The 20,721-nt window shown below is 71.5% G+C and carries 19 protein-coding genes and 2 pseudogenes; 5 read left to right on the forward strand and 16 right to left on the reverse strand.

Features of this window, described 5'->3' with window-relative positions; translation table 11 throughout:
- Positions 1-15: 15 nt before the first annotated feature.
- The 6 genes from ACWCXH_RS34910 to ACWCXH_RS34935 form a co-directional block, all read right to left on the reverse strand.
- Positions 16-1,386, reverse strand: coding sequence for an NAD(P)/FAD-dependent oxidoreductase (locus ACWCXH_RS34910; protein WP_449805537.1), 1,371 nt, complete (start codon positions 1,384-1,386; stop codon positions 16-18).
- Entirely contained in the window at positions 1,376-1,585 is a 210-nt protein-coding gene (locus ACWCXH_RS34915; protein ID WP_449805538.1) for a ferredoxin, read from the reverse strand. Before ACWCXH_RS34915 ends, ACWCXH_RS34910 begins: the two co-directional genes overlap by 11 nt.
- A 70-nt stretch (positions 1,586-1,655) precedes the next feature.
- A complete protein-coding gene (locus tag ACWCXH_RS34920) occupies positions 1,656-1,928 on the reverse strand; it encodes a hypothetical protein (RefSeq protein WP_380610083.1) in 273 nt (90 codons plus the stop codon).
- Between the two features lie 46 nt (positions 1,929-1,974).
- The gene (locus ACWCXH_RS34925) at positions 1,975-2,364 is read right to left on the reverse strand and encodes a phosphate acyltransferase (protein WP_449805546.1); all 390 of its coding nucleotides are present in this window, start codon (positions 2,362-2,364) and stop codon (positions 1,975-1,977) included.
- Positions 2,365-2,692: 328 nt separating this feature from the next.
- Entirely contained in the window at positions 2,693-4,387 is a 1,695-nt protein-coding gene (locus ACWCXH_RS34930; protein ID WP_449805539.1) for an RICIN domain-containing protein, read from the reverse strand.
- Between the two features lie 588 nt (positions 4,388-4,975).
- A complete protein-coding gene (locus tag ACWCXH_RS34935) occupies positions 4,976-5,143 on the reverse strand; it encodes a hypothetical protein (RefSeq protein WP_449805540.1) in 168 nt (55 codons plus the stop codon).
- A 130-nt stretch (positions 5,144-5,273) separates the two neighbouring features.
- Here ACWCXH_RS34935 and ACWCXH_RS34940 point away from each other — a divergent pair, with 130 nt between their 5' ends.
- Positions 5,274-5,708, forward strand: a complete 435-nt coding sequence (locus ACWCXH_RS34940) for a hypothetical protein (protein WP_449805541.1) — start codon at positions 5,274-5,276, stop codon at positions 5,706-5,708.
- Positions 5,709-5,724: 16 nt separating this feature from the next.
- Positions 5,725-5,943 carry an SDR family oxidoreductase gene (locus ACWCXH_RS34945; protein WP_449805547.1) on the forward strand — a complete coding sequence of 73 codons (219 nt, stop codon included), beginning with the start codon at positions 5,725-5,727 and terminating at the stop codon, positions 5,941-5,943.
- A gap of 384 nt (positions 5,944-6,327) precedes the next feature.
- On the opposite strand, the pseudogene ACWCXH_RS34950 reads toward ACWCXH_RS34945, so the two are convergent.
- A pseudogene (locus ACWCXH_RS34950) lies at positions 6,328-6,822 on the reverse strand (ISAs1 family transposase); the annotation flags it as partial.
- A gap of 424 nt (positions 6,823-7,246) precedes the next feature.
- Here ACWCXH_RS34950 and ACWCXH_RS34955 point away from each other — a divergent pair.
- Positions 7,247-7,459: a tyrosine-type recombinase/integrase gene (locus ACWCXH_RS34955; RefSeq protein WP_270142947.1), complete on the forward strand. Its 213-nt coding sequence runs from the start codon at positions 7,247-7,249 to the stop codon at positions 7,457-7,459.
- A 168-nt stretch (positions 7,460-7,627) separates the two neighbouring features.
- Here the strand turns inward: ACWCXH_RS34955 and ACWCXH_RS34960 are convergent, their stop codons facing one another.
- From ACWCXH_RS34960 to ACWCXH_RS34980, 5 genes are all read right to left on the reverse strand, one after another.
- Positions 7,628-8,356 (reverse strand): DUF4232 domain-containing protein, encoded by a 729-nt coding sequence (locus ACWCXH_RS34960; protein ID WP_270142949.1) that lies wholly within the window; start codon positions 8,354-8,356, stop codon positions 7,628-7,630.
- 127 nt (positions 8,357-8,483) lie between these two features.
- Positions 8,484-11,204, reverse strand: coding sequence for an AfsR/SARP family transcriptional regulator (locus ACWCXH_RS34965; RefSeq protein WP_270142951.1), 2,721 nt, complete (start codon positions 11,202-11,204; stop codon positions 8,484-8,486).
- Positions 11,205-11,420: 216 nt separating this feature from the next.
- Positions 11,421-12,488 (reverse strand): acyl-CoA dehydrogenase family protein, encoded by a 1,068-nt coding sequence (locus tag ACWCXH_RS34970; RefSeq protein ID WP_427395959.1) that lies wholly within the window; start codon positions 12,486-12,488, stop codon positions 11,421-11,423.
- The gene (locus ACWCXH_RS34975; protein ID WP_449805542.1) at positions 12,488-13,657 is read right to left on the reverse strand and encodes an acyl-CoA dehydrogenase family protein; all 1,170 of its coding nucleotides are present in this window, start codon (positions 13,655-13,657) and stop codon (positions 12,488-12,490) included. Before ACWCXH_RS34975 ends, ACWCXH_RS34970 begins: the two co-directional genes overlap by 1 nt.
- 56 nt (positions 13,658-13,713) lie before the next feature.
- Complete coding sequence (locus tag ACWCXH_RS34980) at positions 13,714-14,907, reverse strand: CaiB/BaiF CoA transferase family protein (protein WP_270142956.1); 1,194 nt, start codon at positions 14,905-14,907, stop codon at positions 13,714-13,716.
- A 299-nt stretch (positions 14,908-15,206) separates the two neighbouring features.
- Here ACWCXH_RS34980 and ACWCXH_RS34985 point away from each other — a divergent pair, with 299 nt between their 5' ends.
- A complete protein-coding gene (locus ACWCXH_RS34985; protein ID WP_344639294.1) occupies positions 15,207-16,658 on the forward strand; it encodes a CoA transferase in 1,452 nt (483 codons plus the stop codon).
- Here ACWCXH_RS34985 and ACWCXH_RS34990 read toward each other — a convergent pair.
- A complete protein-coding gene (locus tag ACWCXH_RS34990) occupies positions 16,589-17,605 on the reverse strand; it encodes a LysR family transcriptional regulator (RefSeq protein ID WP_449805543.1) in 1,017 nt (338 codons plus the stop codon). The two genes, ACWCXH_RS34985 and ACWCXH_RS34990, sit on opposite strands and share 70 nt — an antisense overlap.
- Positions 17,606-17,767: 162 nt before the next feature.
- Here ACWCXH_RS34990 and ACWCXH_RS34995 point away from each other — a divergent pair.
- Positions 17,768-18,028: pseudogene (locus tag ACWCXH_RS34995) on the forward strand (ATP-binding protein); the annotation flags it as partial.
- A gap of 247 nt (positions 18,029-18,275) precedes the next feature.
- On the opposite strand, the gene ACWCXH_RS35000 reads toward ACWCXH_RS34995, so the two are convergent.
- The 3 genes from ACWCXH_RS35000 to ACWCXH_RS35010 are packed head-to-tail and all read right to left on the reverse strand — an operon-like array spanning position 18,276 to position 20,382.
- Positions 18,276-18,620, reverse strand: a complete 345-nt coding sequence (locus ACWCXH_RS35000) for a CU044_2847 family protein (protein WP_449805544.1) — start codon at positions 18,618-18,620, stop codon at positions 18,276-18,278.
- Positions 18,617-19,990, reverse strand: a complete 1,374-nt coding sequence (locus tag ACWCXH_RS35005) for an ABC transporter substrate-binding protein (protein ID WP_344639297.1) — start codon at positions 19,988-19,990, stop codon at positions 18,617-18,619. Before ACWCXH_RS35005 ends, ACWCXH_RS35000 begins: the two co-directional genes overlap by 4 nt.
- Complete coding sequence (locus ACWCXH_RS35010) at positions 19,990-20,382, reverse strand: hypothetical protein (protein WP_344639298.1); 393 nt, start codon at positions 20,380-20,382, stop codon at positions 19,990-19,992. The genes ACWCXH_RS35005 and ACWCXH_RS35010 overlap by 1 nt, the downstream gene beginning before the upstream one ends.
- Between the last annotated feature and the right edge of the window lie 339 nt (positions 20,383-20,721).

Below are 20,721 nucleotides of genomic sequence, written 5' to 3' on the forward strand. Positions count from 1 at the left end.
TGGGCGGGGTGTGGGTCAGGTGGGCTGGACCACGGTCAGTCGGCGGTCGGGCAGGTGGCCGGTGAGCGCGACGGTGGGGCCGTGGGAGAGACCCTTCGGATCGGGCACGTCGGAGGGGAGCGGGATATCGGCCGCGAGGGGGCGGTCGGACGCGCCGGGCGCGGGTGGGAAGGGGGCGGCGGTCTCGATCAGGTGCGTGTAGTAGTCGAGTGACTTGGCCATGTCGACGGTGACCGCGGCGGTGACCCGACCCTGGTAGCCGTAGACCATCGCCAGGCGACGCTCCTCCAGCGTGCCTTGGGCGATGACCACGTGATCGGAGAAGGTGGGCACGCCCACGGACTTGATGTTGAGCCCGAACTGGGTCGACCAGAACGTCGGGAGGGCGAGGTGCGGGCGGCGCAGGGGTCCGGGATTGACCATGTTGTGGGCGGCCACCTCGGCCTGCGCGACCGCGTTGCCCCAGTGTTCCAGGGAGAGCATCTGGTAGCCGAACAGTGGGTGGGGGAAGCGGGAGACGTCACCGGCCACGAAGACGTCGTCGGTGACGATGCCGTACATGTCGAAGGCCCGGCACCCGGCGTCGCAGGCGATCCCGCGCGGGCCTGCCGCCAGTCCGGAGTCCGCCAGCCATTCGACGTTGCGGACCGCCCCCAGGGCCGCGACGCACACGTCCGCCTCCACACGGCTGCCGTCGGACAGGTCCGCACCGGTGAACCGGCCGTTCCCGTCGCCCCGCAGGGCGGTGACGGTCACCCCGCAGCGCAGGTCCACCCCGTTGTTGCGCTGCATGGCGGCCGCGAGCTTCGACAGGGTGCCGCCGAGCGCGCCCACCAGGGGGGCGGGGCCGCGTTCGGTGACCGTGACGTCGAGACCGCGTTCCCGGCAGGCCGAGGCGATCTCCGAGCCGGTGAAGCCCCCGCCGATCACCAGCACCCGCCGCGGCCCCGCGGCCAGCCGCTCGGCCAGCCCGGCGGCGTCCTCGCGGGTACGCAGCGTGAACACTCCGTCCAGGGCGGCCTCCTCCGCCTTGGGCCAGGGCCTGGCCCGGGTGCCGGTGGCGATCAGCAGCCGGTCGAACGGCAGCGATTCGCCGTCGGCCATCACCACCCGTTTGCCGAAAGGGTCCAGGCCGGTGGCGCGGACCCCGAGCCGCCAGTCGGCGTCCGGGTCCCGGCGCATCGGCAGAGCGGTGGAGTCCGCCGCGACCTGGCCGAGCAGGACCTGCTTGGACAGCGGCGGCCGGTCGTAGGGCGGATGGGGCTCGTCCCCGACCACGGTCAGTGAGCCGGTGAAGCCCTCCTCGCGCAGCGCCTCGGCGGCCCGCAACCCGGCCAGCGACGCGCCGACGATGACGATCCGGCCTTCTCGAAGGTCAGCGGCCACCGGGGCTCACCTCCTTGCCGAGGAGGATGGCCTGGACCGGGCACGCCGCCGCGGCCTGGCGCACGCGACCCAGCTGGTCGTCGGGAACGGCCGGGGCGTACAGCAGCCCCTCCTCCCCGTGCAGCTGGAACACCTCCGGCGCGAGGAACACGCACTGCGCATAGCCCTGGCAGCGTGTGAGGTCCACAACGATCTGCATCCCACTACTCCCTCCGTCACCCCCTCCGTTCCAGAGTGGGGGATGGACCGGACCTCCGCATGGCTACGGGTCATCCCCGGCGAGAAGGGCCGGGGAGCGGAGAGCCGTCGACCATCGGCACCTGCTCCCCGGCGTTGGCGACCACGGACGCCCTCGCCGTGAGGTACGAGCAGCCATCAGGCCGATGACCTGTCGTCTCCGCGATCAGGTGCATGAGACTGTTGTGGCGGTCGTGGCCGTCGGCGCCGTCCTCGTCGAACCCGTAGTCGCCGCACGCGAGGGAGCGGAAGCCCAGATACTGGTCGACCGGCGAGGCCACGGCGTAACCGCTGCTTGGATCCATGGGTGGCGTCCTCCTCGCGACGTTTCACCGCGCCACACACCCGCTGTTACCTACGGCCGCGACCGCGCGGCCCCCTCAGCAGCTCGGTCGCCCCCCCGCCGGCGCCGCGGACCTCAACGTGTCGACGGGCCGGGCTCTGGGTTCCGCCCCTGTGCCTGGATCCGGTGATGGCGGCGGTGTTGACGATGTCCTGGACGAGGGCACCGCGTGACAGGTCGTTGACCGGTCTGCGCAGTCCTTGCAGCACCGGTCCGATGGCGATCGCGCTTGCCGAGCGCTGGACGGCTTTGTAGGTGTTGTTGCCCGTGTCCAGGTCCGGGAATGTGAGCACGGTGGCGTGGCGACTCCAGGCCCGAGGTCGTCCGGCGCGGGGACGGGATCTGCGAATAATGGCGGTGTTCGCCGCGGCCCGGCGCCCCGATGCGGGCCCGAGCAGTACGCGAGGCGATGGACGTGGAGCTCACGCCCAGCAACATCAACAACGCCCGGCTGAAGCTCAAGCGGCTGGTCGAGCGCGGGATCCTGGTCGAGACCGAGCGGGGGTTGTTCACCCGGCCCCGGCCATAGCCTTGCGAGCCCGCGACCAGGTCACGACCCTTGAGTTGGCGTGGCGGTCGTGTGTCAACGGTCAAGCAGATTGCCGGCGCTGCGGCCGGCGCCTGTGGGCGGCGGCAGCCGGTCGGCACCGGCCGAGAAGTGCTCGGCGGGACGACGGGGGGATGAACGCGGCCCCGTCGAAGGGTGGGCCGACCGGCTGCGTGCGGCTACTTGAGCGGCGTGCCGCCCGAGTTGTGGTACGCGATCGTCTTGTTGATCAGGTTTCCGCCGTCGGTCTCGGCCGTGGTCTGTTCCTGCTGCCCCGCGCCGAACAGCAGACCGGCGATGTGCGCGTTCGCCACCTGGTCCATGTGCGCGAAGAACCAGTCCACCTTGTCGTCCTTGTAGTGGTTGAGGGTGTTGTTCTGCGCCATGTTGCCCACGGGGATCTGCCACAGGACCACCGGCTTGCCCACGGACTCGGCCATCGTCTTGTAGAACGACAGTTGGGCGGCGGCCTTCTGGTCGGTCCAGAATTTGTCGAGGCCGCCGTGGGCGGGCTGCGCGTACCAGCCCGCGTCGCGGTCCGACACGTCGGTGGCCAGGAAGTCGGCGTTCTGTGCGCCGAGGTGGGCGTAGTCCTTGACGCACTGCGGGGTGTTCTGCTGCCAGTCGAAGCAGGACAGGTGCATTCCCACGGCGGTGTTCGGAGCGTACTTGTGCGCCATGTCGATCAGGCAGCGGGCGAGTCCGGCGGCGCTGTTCTCCTGCGATCCGCAGTCCGTCGGGTCCGCGGCCGTGACCTGCGCGGCGACCTGGTGCGGGTCGCCGAGCGACCGGACGTAGCCCCAGAAGTCGGGCTCGAGGTCGATCATGTCGTGCGAGGTGCCGATCTTCTGGAGGAAGAAGCGGTAGTCGTTCAGGTACCGGGTGAGCAGGTCGGCCCTGTTGATGGCCTTGACCTCGCCCGGACCGTCGCCCTGGCCCGCCGCGTCGCCGAGGTCCCGCAGCGAGTACCAGGTCCAGAGGAACTTCTGCGGGCGCGGCTTGCCCTGGTAGGTCTCCTGAGCCGCCTTGGCGTCCCGCCAGGTCACGTACGTGCCGGGCGCCGTGGTGCTGCCGTTCCAGCAGCCCCACCAGCCCGTCCACGCGTCCTGGCAGCGGGCCGCCGTGTAGTAGTCCGACGAGGGTGCGGGCTGGCTGTGCACATAGGCGTACTGCACGTCGAACGGCGCGGCGTTCGCCGAGGCGTCGGACATCGAGCCGCCGATGAGCACCGTGTTGCTGCCCGTGAAGCTCTTCGCCGAGCTGCCGCCGGAGCTCCCCGCGTTCCCGTTGCCGCTGCCGCTGCCGTTCCCGCTGCCGCTGCCGTTGCCGTTGCCGCTACCGCTACCGCTACCGACCGGGACGAGCTGCCACTGCTGCTGGGCGCCGGCCCAGTCGTGGTACTGGGCGATGTGGCTCCCGTCGACCTTGGAGCCGCCCGGGACCTCGACGGCCTTGCCGCTGAAGCGGTTGATCAGACGCACGTAGCCGTCCGACGACTTCTCCACGTGGAACTGCTGGTTGGCGCCGTTCAAGTCGCGCCACTGCACCAGCTCGGCGCCCTCGGTCTTCGACCAGCCGTAGTCGTCCAGCACCTTGCCGGAGTACCGGTTCTGCAGCCGGTAGTTCCCGTCACCCGAGTCGAGGAACTTCCACTGCTGGTTCGCATCGCCGGTGCGGCTCCACTGCACCACCGCAGCGCCGTCGTACGCGCCGTAGCCGAAGTCGTCCAGCGCCTTGCCGGTGCTGCGGTTGACCAGCACGTACCAGGCGTTCGTGTCCACGGTGGTGCCCGCCGAGGCCGTGTTGACCACAACCACGGAGCCGCCCACGACCGCCAGGCCGACGGCCGCCCAGAAACCCCGGCGCTGGTACAACCGACGGCGACGATGCGTCTGCCGCTGCCCCGGAACGGCCGAGCGGAACGACGCGCGACCACGGCGGGCTCGGCCGCCGGGCGATGCCTCCGGCGACGTGGATGGGCGAGAGAACATGGCGATGCTCACTTTCAGCCGTTGCCTCTGACCGGACCGCCTGTCCGGACATCACCTGGTTGTCACCGCTCCGGGAAAGGTTGCCCCGGACCGCGAAGATTCTTTTCGGGCACCGCGCGCTGGCTGGCGATCACGTCGTCGGGCGGGGGCGGCGGCCGGGGCGAAACGCAGCCGACGGCCAGTCAGCCGGTCGCCGGTGGTGGGGTAGACGGTGGGTGTCGGGAGCCGTTCGGCCCGTCGTCCGGCGCGGCACCGGCCGCACGGCCGGGAGTTCCGCTGCGGGCCAGGGCGGCGTGCGAGGCGATCGATGGTCGAACCCAGCAGGGGTTGCTCACCCAGCCGCGACCATAGGAGGCCGGCGAGTTCGCGACCAACCCACCCACCCCAACTGAAGCCGCGAAACGGACGCCACGTCACTTACCGCGCTCTGATTGTTGAAGGTTCGTCGGCGCCCAGGAGGCGGCCGGTGGCTTACGCTCGCGTCTCGCGTGTCACCGAGGATCGGGGGTCGTCGGGAAGGCGACGCTCGGCGTGGAGCATGCGCAGGGCGTCGGTGATGCGCTCCTCGTCCTCGGGTGTGCCGAGGCTGCCCATGTACGGGGGCAGCAGCAGGCTCAGGGCTTCGAGGTCCGTTCGCATGCAGAGCGTGGTGGGGAGTTCACGGACCGGGTCTTCGTGCTGCTGCGGTGCGGGCCGGGCGGTGACATGCAGCCCTGCAGCGATGCGGTAGCGGAGCCATTGCTGGTGGGAGCCGGCTGGGACGTCGTTGATGTCGGCGCCCGCAGAGCGCAGCTGCGAAGACGACGTCCACCTCGACAAGCGCTTCATGTTCATCCGCTGGACGCTGGCAGCCGTCGACAACAACGAACTCGTCTTCACCGAGCCCAAGACCCGCTCCAGCCGCAATTGGGTCGCCCTCTCGGACCGCGCGACCGCCGCGATCGCCAACCGCATCACCCCCGACACCTTCCGTGGCCCCAACACCACCCCCGGGCACGGCCTCGTCTTCCACCGCCACGGCCGCCCGCTCCACCCCGGCTACGTCCTCAAGCGCTTCCACCGCCTCTGCCGCGAAGCCGACGTCCCCGTCATCAACCTCCACGACCTGCGCCACCTCGCCTGTGCCCTGGCACAGCGTGTCCCCCGGTTTCGTGCCGACGGGCATCTTCGCCAAGGGTTCCGGAGCCGACGCATCGGCTGCTGACGCCACGGCCACGTCAGTGGCCGAAGCGTTCAAGCCACTGCTGGACTCCAGCCAACCGCTCCCCGGCACCGTCCTCACCGACGACATCGCCGCGGCAGTACTGTGGCTCGCCGGAGACGCCAGCCGCCTGGTGACCGGGCAGGATCTCGCAGTCGACGGTGGTATGACGGCCGGACGCCCCGCCGCGGCTTCCCGGGCCGAACGGACCCGCATGCGCGACCTTCTCTCCCCCTGACCTTGAGGGAGCGCATCCGACCAGCCCCGATCGTCCGTCGCAGCCGCCACCATTGGCACCACGATCTGCCTCGGCCGGGCTGCCGATACCCCCGCGGCCACGGTGATCGGGCACGCAACGTCTACGTCGAGGACATAGACCGAGTGCGCGTTCTTCCGCAACATCATTGAATGCAAGTTCACCGGCACCGAACACAGACTGGCCATCGAGCGGTACCTCCGCGCAGGGCCGTTGCAAAGTCCGGTGATCTTGTGAGTGTGCCTGGTCAGGCGATGCCGAGGAGGTCGAGCGGGCGGGTGAAGGGCTCGTAGGAGGCGTGCCGGAGGCCGGCGGCAATGTTGCGGTGTCCGCGCTGCCGCAGCGTGTTGATCGCCAGTTGCGGAGGGTTGCCATGTTCTCGGGGCCGTGGCCGGTGTGGATCTTCGAGGCGTCCTCGGCGAAGGTGGTGTCGCGGACGAAGTGCAGCCGGTTTTCGATGGTCCACTGCGATCTGGCGAGTTGGCCGAGTCGCTGGGGCGAGGCCTGGTGTGAGGTCAGGTCTGTGATCGCGTAGATGGTCTGGCGGCTGACGGTGCCGGTCTTGAGGTCGGCGCGGTAGCGCAGGATGCGTGCGGCCTGGACGGCGTGGGGGAGGTCCAGGCCGAGGTCGGTGACGGTGAGGGCTCTGGTCACGCGGGTCTCCTTGCGGCCGTGGCCGGTCTCGCGGTCGTAGTGGCGCGCGGTGACCTCCTTCCACGGCAACGTCCGGAGCCTGCGATGTAGTTCGGGCTGGTTTCCCTTGACCACCAGCGCCACCTCTCCCCAGTTACTGCCAGCGACGGGAACCTGATGATCATTCAGAGGCGGTCTTCGCGAGCGCCCGTCAGTCCCGGTGGCCACGGCGCAGGCCAGCGTGCCGGATTGGCTCGTGCGGGCGGATCACGGTCGCTTACCCATCGGCTACGGATCGTGATCTTCCGGGCGGTGTGTCGTCTGGAGCGTGTCCTGCCCGACTGGCCTCGCCGTGCCTCGCGCACTGCCCCGCACGCTCTGCCAACACGCCCGACCACCCGGCGAATCTTGGACCCGGAATCACCAAGTCCAAGAAGGAGACACCCGTGGCGCAGCGTACGAGCAGGGGCCGGGTCTATCGGTGCGGTTGCCAGGACGAGAACCGGAAGCAGTCGGCCCGTGGCGTCCGCAGCTGATTGCGGACGTCAAGCACGGCAAGTGGACCTATGCCGTCGACCTCGCTCCGGAGGACGGCCGGCGTCGCACCCGCTGACGGGGTGGCTTCGCCAGCCGCGCCGAAGCCGCTCGCGAGATGACTCGAGTTCTGGACGGCGAGCTGCGCGGTGTCTACGAGGACCGCCGCACCACCGTTGCCGACTACCTGCGCGAATGGCTCGCCGCGAAGAAGTTGGAACTTGCACCGAACACCTACGCCGGCTACGAGGCGTGCGTCGAGCGGGACCTGATCCCCGCCTTCGGCCGCTACCTACTGCTGGACCTGCGTCCCAAGCACATCGACGCGTAGATCACCGCCCAGCAGAAGGCCGGTCGGGGCCGAGTCACCGTATACCGGGCCGTCTCGACCCTGCGCAATGCCTTGAACGCTGCTGTCCGCTCGTGGCGGCTGCGCTACAACCCCGCCAAGCGCTCCGTCCCGCCCAGGCCCCGCTCCGAAGAGCGCACCTGCTGGACACTACCGTGCCGCGAACGCTCCGACCTTGAAGTCGGTGCCGCAGACGCTGAAGACGCCGCCCGGCGAGCCGTTCGCCTTCATCACGTTCACCGTGGTGCCCACGTCCTTGGGCAGCGCGACCTTGACGTGGGACGCCTGCACCGGGCAGGTGTAACGGGCCGACGTGGTGCCCTTGCTGTTCACGTCGTTGTACAGCACGTCCGCCACCACCGCGGCGCCCGCCGGGACGTCGACCGCGTCCGAGCCGTCCTTGGAGTTGTCCCCCGAGACCGGGCTCGCCTTGCCCTGGTCGTCGTCGGCGACCACGGTCGTCGGGCCGACGATGGTGCAGGGGGCACCCGAGCTGTTGGTGATCTTGAGGGTCGCGGCGGCGGGCTGCGCGTCACTGGCGTGGCCCGAGGACTGGAGGAACGTCACCGAGGTGTTCTTGGTCGTGCAGGCCGCGGTGACGCCGCCCCCGCCAGTGCCGGAGGACGAGCTGCCACCACCGCTCGTGCTCGTCCTGCCCCCGGACGGCGCCGAGGCCGAGCCCGCGGCCGGCGCCGAGGCCGAGTGCGCGGCCGGCGCCGAGGCCGGGGCCGAGGTTGCACCCGACGGGGCGGCTGATGATGCGCTGGTGCCGACGGCGCTGTCCTGCGTGCCGCTGCCGTCGTTGCAGGCGGTCAGGGACAGGGCGAGCGTCGCGACGGCGCCGACGGCGAGCAGGGCGGGACGGGTGGTGGTGCGCATGGCTGGTTCCCCCGGTTCTCGTTCGTGGGTCGCGATCCTGCACGAGGTCGTTTCCCCTTACACGAACTAGGGTGTTGCGGCGCGCTGACAGATCACTAACGAGCGCGGCGGCGGCGCTAACGCCCGGCTAACGCTCCCGGATCCTGGCGTGTGCCGCCGCGTGCCGACGCCGCAGTTCGGGCAGTTCGTCCTGGTCGGCGATGCGCAGCAGGGCATCGAGCGCGGTGACGGCGCCCGCGTCGTAGCCGGTCTGCTCGGCCTCAAGCGCGGCCTGCGCGAGGCAGCGCCGCCCGGCCACGGTGTCGCCGAGCCCGGCCAGCGCCTCGCCCTGCCAGGTACGCAGGAGCACGCGCCGGGCGACCGCCTCGTGCTCGGGGCCGAGGCCGAGCGCCACCTCGGCCGCCTCGTACGCCTGCCGGTGGCGGCCCGCGCCGAGGTGGATGCGGGCCAGGTGCTGGAGCGCGAGCATCCGGGTGTGCGCGTCGTCGGCCTCGGTGGCGAGGGCGAGGGCTCGGGTGCAGGCCGTTTCGGCGGCGCCGGGTTCGTCGTCGGGGAGGGCCGCGGCGAGGTTGACCAGGGCGGTGGCCTCGCCGAGTACGTCGCCTGCGCGGGCCGCAAGTTCGGGCGCGACGCGCAGGTGCCGGACGGCCTCGGCGGTGCGGCCCTCCTCGGCGAGCACCCAGCCGAGCAGGGTCAGGACGCGGGCCTCTGCATAGGGGTCGGCGCAGGCGCGGGCGTCGGCGAGGGCGGCCTCCAGGGTGGGCGCCCAGTCGGCGAGGACCCGCCAGACCACGAGCGGCCACTGGGTCACGGCGATCCGCCAGGCCCGCTCGGGCCGGTCCTCGGCGCGGGCCGCAGCGGCGATCAGGGCGAGGTCGTCGCGTTCGGCGGCGAACCAGCCGAGCGCCTCCTCGCGGCTGGTGAAGTCCCGTACTGCGGGCGGCTGTTGAAAGTCATGAGGCTGCATGAAGGCGGGCTCCCCGCCCGGTTCCGCGGCCTCGGACGCGGACAGCGCGGTCGCCACGCAGTGGTCGTACAGGCGCAGCCGGGCCGCGGTGCGGGCGGCCGGGTCATGGCTCTGGCCACGCGCGTAGAGCCGGACCAGATCGTGCAGGACGTAGCAGCCGGGGGCGGTCTCGGTGAGCAGGTGGGCGGCGACCAGGCAGTCGAGGGCGCGGGCCGCATCCGGCGGGGTCGTGCCGGCGAGCGCGGCGGCGCTGAACCGGTCGACGTGTGTGCCCGGGTGATGGCCGAGCGCGGTGAACAGCTGCGCTGCGTCGGCGGGGAGGTGGGCGGTGGTGAGCCGCAGCGCGGAGGCGACGCCGATGTCCTCGACGGCGAGCAGCGCGAGCCGCTGGCGCTCGTCGGCGAGCCGGTCGGCGAGGGAGGCGAGGCCGAGGGCGGGGAGTTCCACGAGCCGAGCGGCGGCGACCCGCAGCGCGAGCGGCAGCCCACCGCACAACTCGGCTGTACGGCGGGCCGCTTGGGGCTCGGCGGCGGTGCGGCGCTCGCCGAGGAGACGGGTGAGCAGGGCCACGCTGTCGTCGGTGGCGAGGACGTCGAGGGCGAGGACGCGGGCGGCGTCGGAGGCGACGAGACCGGCGAGGCGGGCACGGCTGGTGACGACGGTGACGCAGCCGGGTCCCGTGGGCAGCAGCGGGCGCACCTGGGCGGAGGTACGGGCGTTGTCGAGGACGACGAGCAGACGCAGTTCGGCGGTGAGCGAGCGGAACAGGGCACCGGCGGCGTCCGCCGACTCGGGCATCCGGCGCGGTGGAACGTCGAGAGCGACGAGGAACTCCCGCAGCAGCTCGGCCGGTTCGGGGTCCGAGGTGTCGCTGAACCCGCGCAGATCGGCGTAGAGCGTCCCGTCGGGGAAGTCGGAGTGCCGGCCGGCCGCCCAGTGCACGGTCAGTGCGGTCTTGCCGACCCCGGCGGGCCCGGTGACCACGACGACCGGCCCGTCAGGTCCGGCCGCGGCCGCGGTCAGCGCGGCGCTCTCGGCGGTGCGGCCGTGGAATCCGCGCGGGGTACGAGGCAGCAGGTTGGGCCGGACCTGCACCGGGTCCGGGGCGGGTTGGGGTGTATCGGCCCGGACCGCGGGGACACTGTCGGGGCCGAGGGCGAGGGTGAAGGCGGCGGTCAGCTCGGCGCCCGGACGGACGCCGAGCTCGTCGGCGAGAACCTGGCGGGCGCGGTGGTAGGCGTCCAGGGCCTCCGAGGAACGCCCCGCGCGGTGCAGCGCCTCGACCAGCCGGGCGGCCAGCGGCTCGCGCAGCGGATGGGCCCCGGTCTCCGGCCGCAACAGCTGGACAGCGCGCTCGTGTTCACCACCCAGGACGTACGTGTCGGCGAGCAGCTCGACCGCGGCGAGCCGCGCCTCGTCCAAGGTGTGCGCGGCGGAGCGCAGCAGCGGCGACGGGTAGGCGCCGGCCAGCGCGGGGCCCTGCCACAGGGCGAGCGCCTCGGTGAGCAGCGCGGCCCTGTCACCGGGGTCGGTGGCGCGGCGGGCGAGCGCCACCAGACCCTCGAAGCGGTGGGCGTCGAGCAGCGTCTCCGGCAGTTCCAGGTGGTACGCGGCGCCGCGCGTGCTCAGCTCGACGCCGTACGCCGATGCGTCGACGGCCGCCAACAGTGCCCGCAGGCGCGAGACATGGCCTTGGATCACGGTACGGGCGTGCAGGGGCGGTTCGTCGTCCCACAGCGCCTCGGTGAGTGTGTCGACGGAGACCGCGACATTGGCCCGCAGCAACAGCATCGCGAGCAGGCTGCGCCGCTTGGCGGGCCCGAGCGGCAACGGCCCATCGCTCCCGCTGACCGACACGGGGCCGAGGACCTGGAACTCCATGGACGGAACCCCATCTTCCGAGGGCTACTGGGGATCGGGACGTCGAACCGTACGGATACCGCGCTGCTCCGTCACCGACCAGGTCGGGCCGGTCGGCGGCGGAGGCGATGGGACGAGGGAGCAGGGCTCGGCGGTGAGGGCGGTGGCTTTGACGGACCGGGCCAGGTGGCGCGGTCCATCTCGCCGGCGCGGCGATAGACGGCCGCTGACATCGGGTCAGGGGGTGCTGGTGAGCGCGGCCCAGAGGGTGTCGGCGGTGAGGGTGCGGGCCAGACCAGCGGCCCAGGTGGTCTCGTCGCCGTCCTCGTCGCGCCAGGACCACAGGCGGGTGGTGGCGAGGTGGAGCGGGTGGAGCTTGGTGATGCCGATGGCACCGTGCAACTGGTGGGCGATCCGGGCGATCTCGGCAGCCGAGGCGGATGCCTGGGTCTTCGCGCCGGCGATGGCGAACCGGGCGGCCGCAGTGCCAGCGTCCAGCGGGGCGGCGGCGGCCTGGACGGCGGCGCGGACCAGCGCGGCTTCCTCGATCAGCTTCGCTTCCTCCTGCTTGACGGCCTGGAAGCGGCTGAGCGGGCGGCCGAACTGGGTGCGCGCGGTGGTGTGCGCGACCGTCAGCTCGACACAGCGCTGGCCGGCTCCGGCGATCAGGGCCGCCCGGGCCAGGGCCGCCCGCAACTCGGCCTCCTCGAGGAGCTCGCGGGGAATCCGGCGGACCTGCGCGGCGGGGATCTCGACGCTGGCGAGGTGCAGGTCGTCGCGCGCTTCCTCGGCCAAGTTGGCGCCTGGGGCGAGGACTGCCTGGTCCGGGGTGAGGGTGAACAGGACCGGGCCGAAGGGGGCGTTGGCGAGCACCACCACGGCGGTCGCGGTGCGGGCCCAGGGGACGCGGCGCAGGGTCCCGGCGACCAGCAGGGTGTCGTCCTCGCCCGCGCTGCCGGCCGAGCCGACGGCCGAGGCGGCCGGGTGCGCGTGGCGGATCGTCAGCTGGGGGGCGATGGCGTAGGTGAGCGGGCCCTCGGGCACCGACAGGCCGGCACGGCGCAGCAGTGGGCGGGCGACCAGGGCGGTCTCGGCGAACGGGGCGGGGACGGTGCGGCGGCCGGCTTCATGGACGGCGGCGAGGAGTTCGGCGGTGCTGGCGTCCGGGGTGGGGAGGGGCACGGTCTGGGAGTCGGTGGTGTTGGTGACGGTGGCGATGGCGTCCGGGTCGGCGAAGAAGGCGGTGGTGTCGTAGTCGTCGGCGGGGATGGCGGGGGTGCTGGTGTCGATGGTGTGGGTGTTCATCAGTGCTGCTCCAGTCCACGAGTGATGATGCCGCGAAGGATTTCGTTGGTGCCGCCGCGCAGGGTGTAGCCGGGGCTGTGCAGCAGGGCGAAGGCGAGCAGTTCGGCGTGGCTGCCGGGGGTGGCGTGCGGGTCGGCCGGGGTGGGCAGGATGCTGCGGACGGAATCGACCAGCGCGCCCTCCAGGCGGGTGCCGAGGTCCTTGACCAGGGCGGCCTGGGTATCGAGCGAGGCGCCGGCGTCCAGTGCAGCGGCAACGCCGAGGGAGAGCTGGCGGATGCTGTGCAGGCGGGCGGTCAGGATGCCGACCTGGGTGAGCTGTTCGGCGGTCATGGCGCGCTGGTCGAGCTCGCGCAGCAGGGAGACCAGCAGGGGGAAGGTGGACAGGTAGCGCTCCGGCCCGCCGCGTTCGAAGGCGAGTTCGCCGGTGACCTGCTTCCAGCCGTCGCCCTGCTGTCCGAGGAGCATGGCCTCCGGGACGTGGACGCCCTCCAGGTGGAAGGCGTTGAAGCGGTGCTCTCCGCTCATCAGGTGGATCGGCTCGATCCGCACGCCCGGGGCGCGCAGGTCCACGATGAACTGGCTCAGGCCGGCGTGCTTGTCCTCGGCTTCCTCGGTGCGGGCCAGCACGATGGCGTAGTCGTTGGCGTGGGCGCCGCCGGTCCACATCTTGGTGCCGGTCAGCCGCCACCCGTCTGCGGTGCGTTCGGCGCAGGTGCGGACGGAGGCGAGGTCGGAGCCGCTGCTCTTCTCGCTCATCCCGATGGAGAAGAAGCACTTACCGGCGGCGATCCGGGGCAGGAAGAAGCGGCGCTGCTCCTCGGTGCCGTGCTGCAGGATGGACGGGCCGGCCTGCCGGTCCGATACCCAGTGCGCGCTGACCGGGGCGCCGGCGGCCAGGAGTTCCTCGATCACCACGTAGCGCTCCAGGAAACCGCGCCCGGCACCGCCGTACTCGGTGGGCAGCGCCATGCCGACCCAGCCGCGTTCGGCGAGGCGGCGGGTGAACGCGGGGTCCCAGCCGGCCAGCCAGGAGTCGGGGCGGCCGAGCACGGTACCCCGGGCGCGCTCCTCGTCGAGGAAGTCGCGTACATCGAGGCGCAGCTGCCGGGCCGATTCGGGCAGGACGGCCTCGGGAAATCCGAGCGGGGAAATTGTCGCCGTGGGCATGGTTCGCTCCGGAATGGTCGATGGGGATTCGGTCTCGGGAAATCCAGTGGATCGGGTCAGTTGGCGGAGTGCAGCAGCGCGGGGTCGAAGCCGGCCTGGCCGAGGACCTCGTCGGTGTGCTGGCCGATGGCCGGGCAGGGCCGCAGCGGCGGTTCGGGGTCGGCCGAGTAGCGGACCGGGCGACCGATGACCCGGTAGCGGCCCTCGGTGGGGTGGTCGGCCTCGTAGAGCAGGCCCCCCTCTCGGGCGTAGGCGGTGGTGGCGGCGGACTCCAGGTCGAGCACCGGGGCGGCGGCGATGCCGACCCGATCGCAGAATTCCTGCCATTGGGCGCTGGTGTGGTTCGGCGTCAGTTCCGCCATCAGCCGGTAGAGGTCGTCGGCGTGGTGGGCCCGGTCGGGGCCGGTCGCGAAGCGGGGGTCGTCGGCCAGTTCGGGACGGGCGACGAAGGCGGTGAAGTCCCGCCAGTTGCGGTCGCTCTGCGGCAGGATGCACATCCAGCCGTCGGCAGTGCGCTGGGCACGGCGCTCGGGGCTGAGCGAGCGGGTCGAGCCGAACGCGCCGTCGGGCTCCAGGCTGGCCGCGCCCAGGTGCTCGACCAGGTTGAAGGCGAGCATGGTGTCGACCATCGGGACCTCGATGTGCTGACCGGTGCCGCCGTGTTCCCGGTAGTGCAGCGCGGCCAGCACCGACTGGGCGATCTGCATGCCGCAGATCTTGTCGGCCAGCACGGTCGGCACGTAATGCGGCTGGCCGGAGACCTGGTGGTTGAGCCAGACCAGACCGCTGGTCGCCTGGATGATGTCGTCGTAGGCGGCGTGGGTGCCGTGGCTGCTGTCGCTGCGGAAGCCCTGTGCGTTGGCGTAGATCAGGCCGGGATTGACGGCCGCGACCTCGGCGTAGTCCAGGCGCAGCCGGGTCAGGGCCTGCGGGCGCAGGTTGGTGATGAAGACGTCGGCGGTCCGCAGCAGGGCGAGCAGGGCGTCGCGGCCGTGCGGGGCCTTGAGGTCGATGGCGACGCTGCGCTTGTTGCGGTTCAGGTTGAGCGCGGCGCCGCCCATACCGGGGTGGCGCAGCGGCGGGTAGTGGCGGGTCATGTCACCGGTCGGCGGCTCAACCTTGATCACGTCCGCGCCCAGGTCGCCGAGCTGCTGGGCGGCGTACGGGGCCATGATCACGCTGGCCAGTTCGACGACGCGGACTCCGGCGAGGAGTCCTCGCCCGGACGGACCGCTGGGCTCCTGGGTCATCTGCTGGTACCTCCTGAAATGTCGGGTGAAGGGCGGGCGGCCGGCGCCGCGTTGCCTCGTTCCGCAATCCAGGAAACCCGCGGGGAATCGGCACCGTCCAATACGAGTTGGGCGCCGGATCGATAGGGCGGAGGATATTCACGCGGCGCCGGCTCGGGTCATATGGGCGCGGATATCGGTGATTCGGGGAATCCGTATTGGACGGTGCGGCGCCGGACCGGCTGTTCTGGTGGAGGCCGCCCGACCGGGTCGGCCGCCGCGGCACACGCGGCTCGTCATCTCCGGAAGGAGAGTCGGACATGGCAATCGATCAGGCGCAGCGGACCAGTGCGGCGTACCGGGCCCTGGAGGGCCTGTACCGCGAGTTGGGGATCATGGCGGCGGACACGGGCGGCACCGTGAGGATCCAGGGGGCTGACCCGGTGACGCCTTCGGTGCACCGGATCGGCGACGCCGCGGCGGCTGCCCTGGTCGCCCTGGGCACCGAGGCCGCCGTGCTCCACCGGGAGCGCGGCGGCGCGGCGCAGGACGTGACCGTCTCGGTGACGGCGGCGGTGCGCCAGCTGATGGCGGTGTTCTTCACCCGGATGCGGGGCGTGCCGGTCCATCGCTTGCAGGAGGACCCCAACCTGCTCGGCAACAGTGACTTCTACCGGGCAGCCGACGGCCGGTTCGTCTACGTGCTCCTCTCCTACCCGCACCTGCGTGACACCGCCTGCCGGGTACTGGACTGCCCGCCGGACCGCGAGCGGATCGCCGCCGCCATCGCCCAGTGGGACGCGCTGGAACTGGAGGAGGCCATCTGCACCCGGGGCGGCACCGCGATCGCAGTGCGCACCCGGGAGGAATGGCAGCGGCATCCACAGGGGCGGCTGCTGCAGGACGGCCCACTGATCCGGATCGAGAAGATCGGGGAGAGCGCGCCGGAGCCGTTCTCGGCGTTCCCGCCGAAGCTGTCCGGCGCGGCGGACCGGGACCTGCCGCTGGCCGGGGTGCGGGTGTTGGACAACACCCATGTGATCGCCGGCCCGATCGGCGCGCGGATCGCCGCCGAACTGGGCGCCGACGTGCTGCACATGTCCTCGCCCGACCATCCGGACCCGACCGGGATGATCGTCGAGACCGGCATCGGCAAGCGGGCCGCCTTCTGCGACCTGCTCGACCCGGCCCAGGCCGCCGCCTTCCGGTCCGTGCTGGCCGGCACCGACCTCTACGTCTGCAACTACCTGGGTCTGGACGCCAAGGGCTTCGGCCCGGCGGCACTGGCCGAGCAGCGGCCCGGACTGGTCGTGCTGGACTTCCTCGGCTGGGGAACCGAAGGGCCGTGGGCGGCACGCGGCGGCTTCGACCAACTGGCCTCCGCCGCCACGGGTTTGGCAGCCGAGGAGGGCTCGTTCGACGCTCCCCGGCTGCCCCCGACCTACCTGCTGAACGACTACCTAGCCGCAGTGCTCGGGGCCGCGGGCGCGCTGGAAGCGCTGCGCCGCCGGGCCCGGGAGGGCGGCAGCTACCGGGTGCACGTCGACCTGGCGAAGGTCTGCATGTGGGTGCAGGACCTCGGGCTGCTCCAGCGCGCGGGCGTGGTCGAGCTGCCCGCCCCCGACCCGGCGCACGACCAGGCCGAACTGGTCACCGTGCGGGGACCGTTCGGAGAAGTGTGCTACCTGCCGACCCAGGTGCGCTACTCCACGCTGGCACCGCGCCTGTCCCGCACCGCCGAGCCGCTGGGCGCATCGGAGCTCATCTGGTGACCACAGTCCGGCGCGTTGGCGTCCCCCCGCGGGTGCACCGTTGCGGGGCCCTCGATCTCGGGGCGGTGGCGCTCCATCAGCTCCAGCAGGGTGGCGACGGCCGGATCGGCGTTCGGACGGCTCAGCGCCGCGACCGTGGTCACCAACCGGTCGCCGCCCTCGATCGCGACGAAGCGGATCATCGGGTGACCGAGCGCCGCGACCCGCTCCGGGACGAAGCAGACGCACACCCCGGCCGCGGTGTAGCCGAGCATACTGGTCAGGTCCTCGGCCTGGGCACGGGTGCGCAACTCGAAACCGGCCTTGCGACAGGCGTCCTCGATCAGCGCACCGATCCGGGGCATGGCCGGCTGCGCGGCGGTCACGAACTCCTCGTCCCGCAGCCGGGCAAGCGGAACCGAACCGGCCCCGGCGAGTGGATGGTCGCACGGGACGGCCAGCACGGTGCTCTCCTCGGCCGCCTCCCGCACCTCCAGACCCGCCAGGTCGGAGACCGGCAGCCGGACCAGCGCCAGGTCCGCCACCCCTTGCCGGACCTGCTCGCACAGCTCGGCGGACGACCGCTGACGGACATCCAACCGCACGCCCGGCAACTCCCGGGCGGCCACCGCGAGCACCCGGGGCAGGTGCCAGTACCCCAGGCTGCTCACGTAGCCGAGCCGAACCGTGCCCTCGACGCCCTTGGATATCCGACGGACCCGAGCCACCGCGGCCTCCTGCGCCTCCAGCATCCGCTTGGCGTCGGCCGCGAAGGCCGCCCCGGCCACCGTCAGCCGCACTCCCCTGCTGGTGCGCTCGAGCAACAGCACTCCAAGGCCGCGTTCCAGGCGCTGGATCGCCTGACTGAGTGGTGGCTGACTCATCGACAAGCGCCGGGCGGCATGCCCGAAATGCTGCTCCTCGGCGAGTACCACGAACTGCTCCAGCAGGCGAGGGGTGAGCTCCATGACCGTCAACCCTAGGGCGCGGTTCACACACCGAACAAGGACAGGGGACACGCGGGCGATCTTCTTCTCGTTGACCCGAACGCCGGCCTCCCGCAGTTCGGAGGTCACGCGCGGTGAGCCGTAGGAGGTGACCCCCGGAACGTGGGCTGCAGGCTGCCCCCGATCGAGCCCGCCGACCGTGAGAGGATCTCCGAACGGTTCGCCCGCCTCGACGACGCCCGCAGCCGCGACGACGGCGGGGCCGGCCTCGGCCTCCCGATCGCCCGCGACATCGCCGCCATCCACGGGGGCACTCTCGCCGTCATCGACACCCCTGGCGCGACGACCTTCCGAACGTGTCTACCCGCGCTGGTTGATCGACCTGGCAGGTGCGTCAACTCCGCTACTGAACCTGCAAGCATGATCTCGGAGCTGTTCGTCTGACAGCCGTCGGGCGGCTCCGCTACCCCTGTGACCGTGAGTGCGCACAGGGCGGCGGGTTGACCGACGCCGAGAGGGCCGCGTGGGAGCGGATCCGGCTGCAAGCCGTGGAACGCTTCGAGGGCGGGTAGAAGAACCGGGACCCGCGCTGGGCGCGGTGGCTTTGGCACGTGGTTCTCGGACGAGGTGGGCTTCGCCCGGTGCGAGCTGCAGGAGACCAAGCCGAGCAGCTCGCACCGGGCGGCCTCGGTTACTCCTCGTCGTCGCCGTCTCTGCCGGCGGCGTTCTCGGGAGACCAGCGGAGCGTCACATCGAAGCGGACGCCGGCGGAGCCGCCGGCCAGGATGACGCCGGCGCTCCCGTCGAGCTTGACGCCGAACTTGACCTCGATCTCATCGGGTCGGCGCGGTAGGGCGCGGAACGCGTCGATCACGTCGGATGCGGTGTTGACCACGGTATGCAGCGAGTCCCGCACCGTGGCGCCCGCTCTCTCGAGACTTCCCCGGCCGGCGGGCGCGACTCCTGTGCCGGGGCCCTCGGTCTCAACCACCAGTGTCCCGCCGGATGCGAGGGTGAATTCGGTACGTGTTGTCACTGGGCCTCCTGGCCTGGGGATCCGGACGCACAGACGGAGCTCTGCGTCGGCTGCGGATAGGCGTCGGCCTGGACTTTGTCCAGCCCGGTGAGAATCGCCGGCAGTTGGGTCGGGTCGTTCAGATAGTCGAGCACCGCGTGGTTGAACGCGGCCGCCATGGTGCTGGGCATGCTGTCCGAGGCGTCGAAGCACAGGGTGGCGGGCGAGGTCAGCAACTCGTCGATCCGGCGGGCGACGCTGTCGGTGGCGTAGCTGGACGCCATCTGCGTGGTGACGGTGCGGTTGGCCGAGAAGGCTGACTCCAACTGCCGGGCCGGCCAGATCTGCTGGGCCTGCGGGCTCGCCGGGAAGGCCATGAACTGCTCGGCCTCCGGCGAGTCGCGGAACATCGAGACGAGGTCGCCCGACACCTCGCAAGCGGGCGTCCGCATCGGCTGGAGATCGGGGAACGGGGCGAAGTCGTAGTCCTTTCCCGGGACGGGCTTGGACGGCGCCGCGGCGTCCGCGGTGACGAGGGCGCCGTGCTCGAGGTAGCAGCCTGGCAGTGCGGTGAACAGCGGATGGGCCCCCTCGCCGTAGTTGGTCAGGAGCGCGGTCAGCCGGTCGCCATGGACCGCGCCCGGTGCGGTGACGGTCTGGCCCCAGGTCTCCCAGGCCGAGCTGACCTGCGGTGAGCTCCAGTTGAGCTTGCCGTCGACCCAGGACGTGTACGCGTCGGGACCCGACTGGTGCAGCAGGATGTCCTCGATCCAGTCGGTTCCCGGCCAGCCCGAGTTGGGCGGGTCAGCCACGGCCAGGCACCAGGGCGTCTCGCCCCGCTTGACTATCGACTGGCTGGCGCCGACCAAGCCGGCCCAGCTGTCGGGTGGCTGGGTGCCGAGCCGCTGGGGGCCGTACCAGATGAGGCTCTTGACGGAGGCTTTGACCACGACGGCGTACGGATCGCTGGTGCCGGCCTCACCGAGGCGGTACCACTGGGGGCCGTAGTCGGACTTCAGCTGATCCACGAGTCTCCTGCCGAGCGTCTTGTCCTGGAAGCGGTCCAGCGGGACGAGGTCGCCCTGCTGCGCGTAGGAACGCAGCGTTCCGGGGTTCGCCATGACCGACAGGTCCGGTGCCTCGCCCTTCTGCACGTCGGTCCGCAGGACCTGATCGAGTGCCCGAGTGGGGGAGGCGTTGATGGTGATGCCGGTCTTGGCCTCGAAGGCCGTGAGCACCGCCTGGAAGGAGTCCTTCTCGACGTCGCCGGTCCAGGGCGTCAGGATGGTCAGGACGCGTCGGTCGGACGAACCGCCGAGGCAGGACGCGGAGGCCGCCAGCAGGGTGAGGACCAGCAGGAGCCGGAGAGCTGTCCGGCGCTCGTGTCGCATCATCGGCTCCCGAACCGGTACTCGTCGATGCGCGGATTCAACGCGAAAGCGGCTGCGGCAGTTCCGGTTACAGTCAGCAGCAGGAGCAGCGCCAGGCGTTCGGTGGAGGAGGCGTCCGCGTCGGCCACACCGCTCCTGAACACGGCCTCGTCCTGGGCCTGTTGGTGACCTGCCTGCCCTGTTCCGACGGTCTCGGAGCCGGATGCCAGCGATGACGTCGCCTGTGCCAGGTGGATCCCGCAGGACTTGGCGGCCGGGCAGGCCTTTGCGACGATGGCGGACAGGTCCGCGTCGGCCTCGGCGGAGCTCCGGCTCGCCCGTTGCTGTGCCAGGGCGAGCTGCGCCAGCGTGGTCCACGGCCAAGCGCTCGGCATCGGCAGGGGTGCGGACACGCGCCGTCAGCCCCATGCCCCAAATGCTCACTGATCACTGCCGGGTCGAAGCCCGACGGCTTCGACCCGGCACCCATGCGGGCGACATGCATACCGCCCTGCCGCAGTCAAGCAGCCTTCCTCTCAACTCTGCACTCGAGCCCGTACTTCGCTCTGCAGATGAACTCGTACACCGACACCGTCGGCGGAGACGTTGCACCCGCTTGGCAACCAGCCGCAGCGGTACGTTCGCCAAACCAGTCGTCTTACTGGACAGACCGCAATGACCACTCGCACGATCACAGGCACGCGCTGTTCGAGCCAACACCGCGCCACCGTGCATCGAGGAACCGATGAGAA

It is taken from the genome of Kitasatospora sp. NPDC001660, assembly GCF_053596725.1.

Coding starts and splice junctions, on each gene's coding strand:
- ACWCXH_RS34915 (WP_449805538.1), bottom strand. CDS start 1,585: ATGCAGATCGTTGTGGACCTCACACGCTGCCAGGGCTATGCGCAGTGC.
- ACWCXH_RS34920 (WP_380610083.1), bottom strand. CDS start 1,928: ATGGATCCAAGCAGCGGTTACGCCGTGGCCTCGCCGGTCGACCAGTAT.
- ACWCXH_RS34935 (WP_449805540.1), bottom strand. CDS start 5,143: ATGCGAACGGACCTCGAAGCCCTGAGCCTGCTGCTGCCCCCGTACATG.
- ACWCXH_RS34940 (WP_449805541.1), top strand. CDS start 5,274: ATGTCGGCGCCCGCAGAGCGCAGCTGCGAAGACGACGTCCACCTCGAC.
- ACWCXH_RS34955 (WP_270142947.1), top strand. CDS start 7,247: ATGACTCGAGTTCTGGACGGCGAGCTGCGCGGTGTCTACGAGGACCGC.
- ACWCXH_RS34960 (WP_270142949.1), bottom strand. CDS start 8,356: ATGCGCACCACCACCCGTCCCGCCCTGCTCGCCGTCGGCGCCGTCGCG.
- ACWCXH_RS34965 (WP_270142951.1), bottom strand. CDS start 11,204: ATGGAGTTCCAGGTCCTCGGCCCCGTGTCGGTCAGCGGGAGCGATGGG.
- ACWCXH_RS34970 (WP_427395959.1), bottom strand. CDS start 12,488: ATGAACACCCACACCATCGACACCAGCACCCCCGCCATCCCCGCCGAC.
- ACWCXH_RS34975 (WP_449805542.1), bottom strand. CDS start 13,657: ATGCCCACGGCGACAATTTCCCCGCTCGGATTTCCCGAGGCCGTCCTG.
- ACWCXH_RS34980 (WP_270142956.1), bottom strand. CDS start 14,907: ATGACCCAGGAGCCCAGCGGTCCGTCCGGGCGAGGACTCCTCGCCGGA.
- ACWCXH_RS34985 (WP_344639294.1), top strand. CDS start 15,207: ATGGCAATCGATCAGGCGCAGCGGACCAGTGCGGCGTACCGGGCCCTG.
- ACWCXH_RS34990 (WP_449805543.1), bottom strand. CDS start 17,605: ATGGAGCTCACCCCTCGCCTGCTGGAGCAGTTCGTGGTACTCGCCGAG.
- ACWCXH_RS35005 (WP_344639297.1), bottom strand. CDS start 19,990: ATGCGACACGAGCGCCGGACAGCTCTCCGGCTCCTGCTGGTCCTCACC.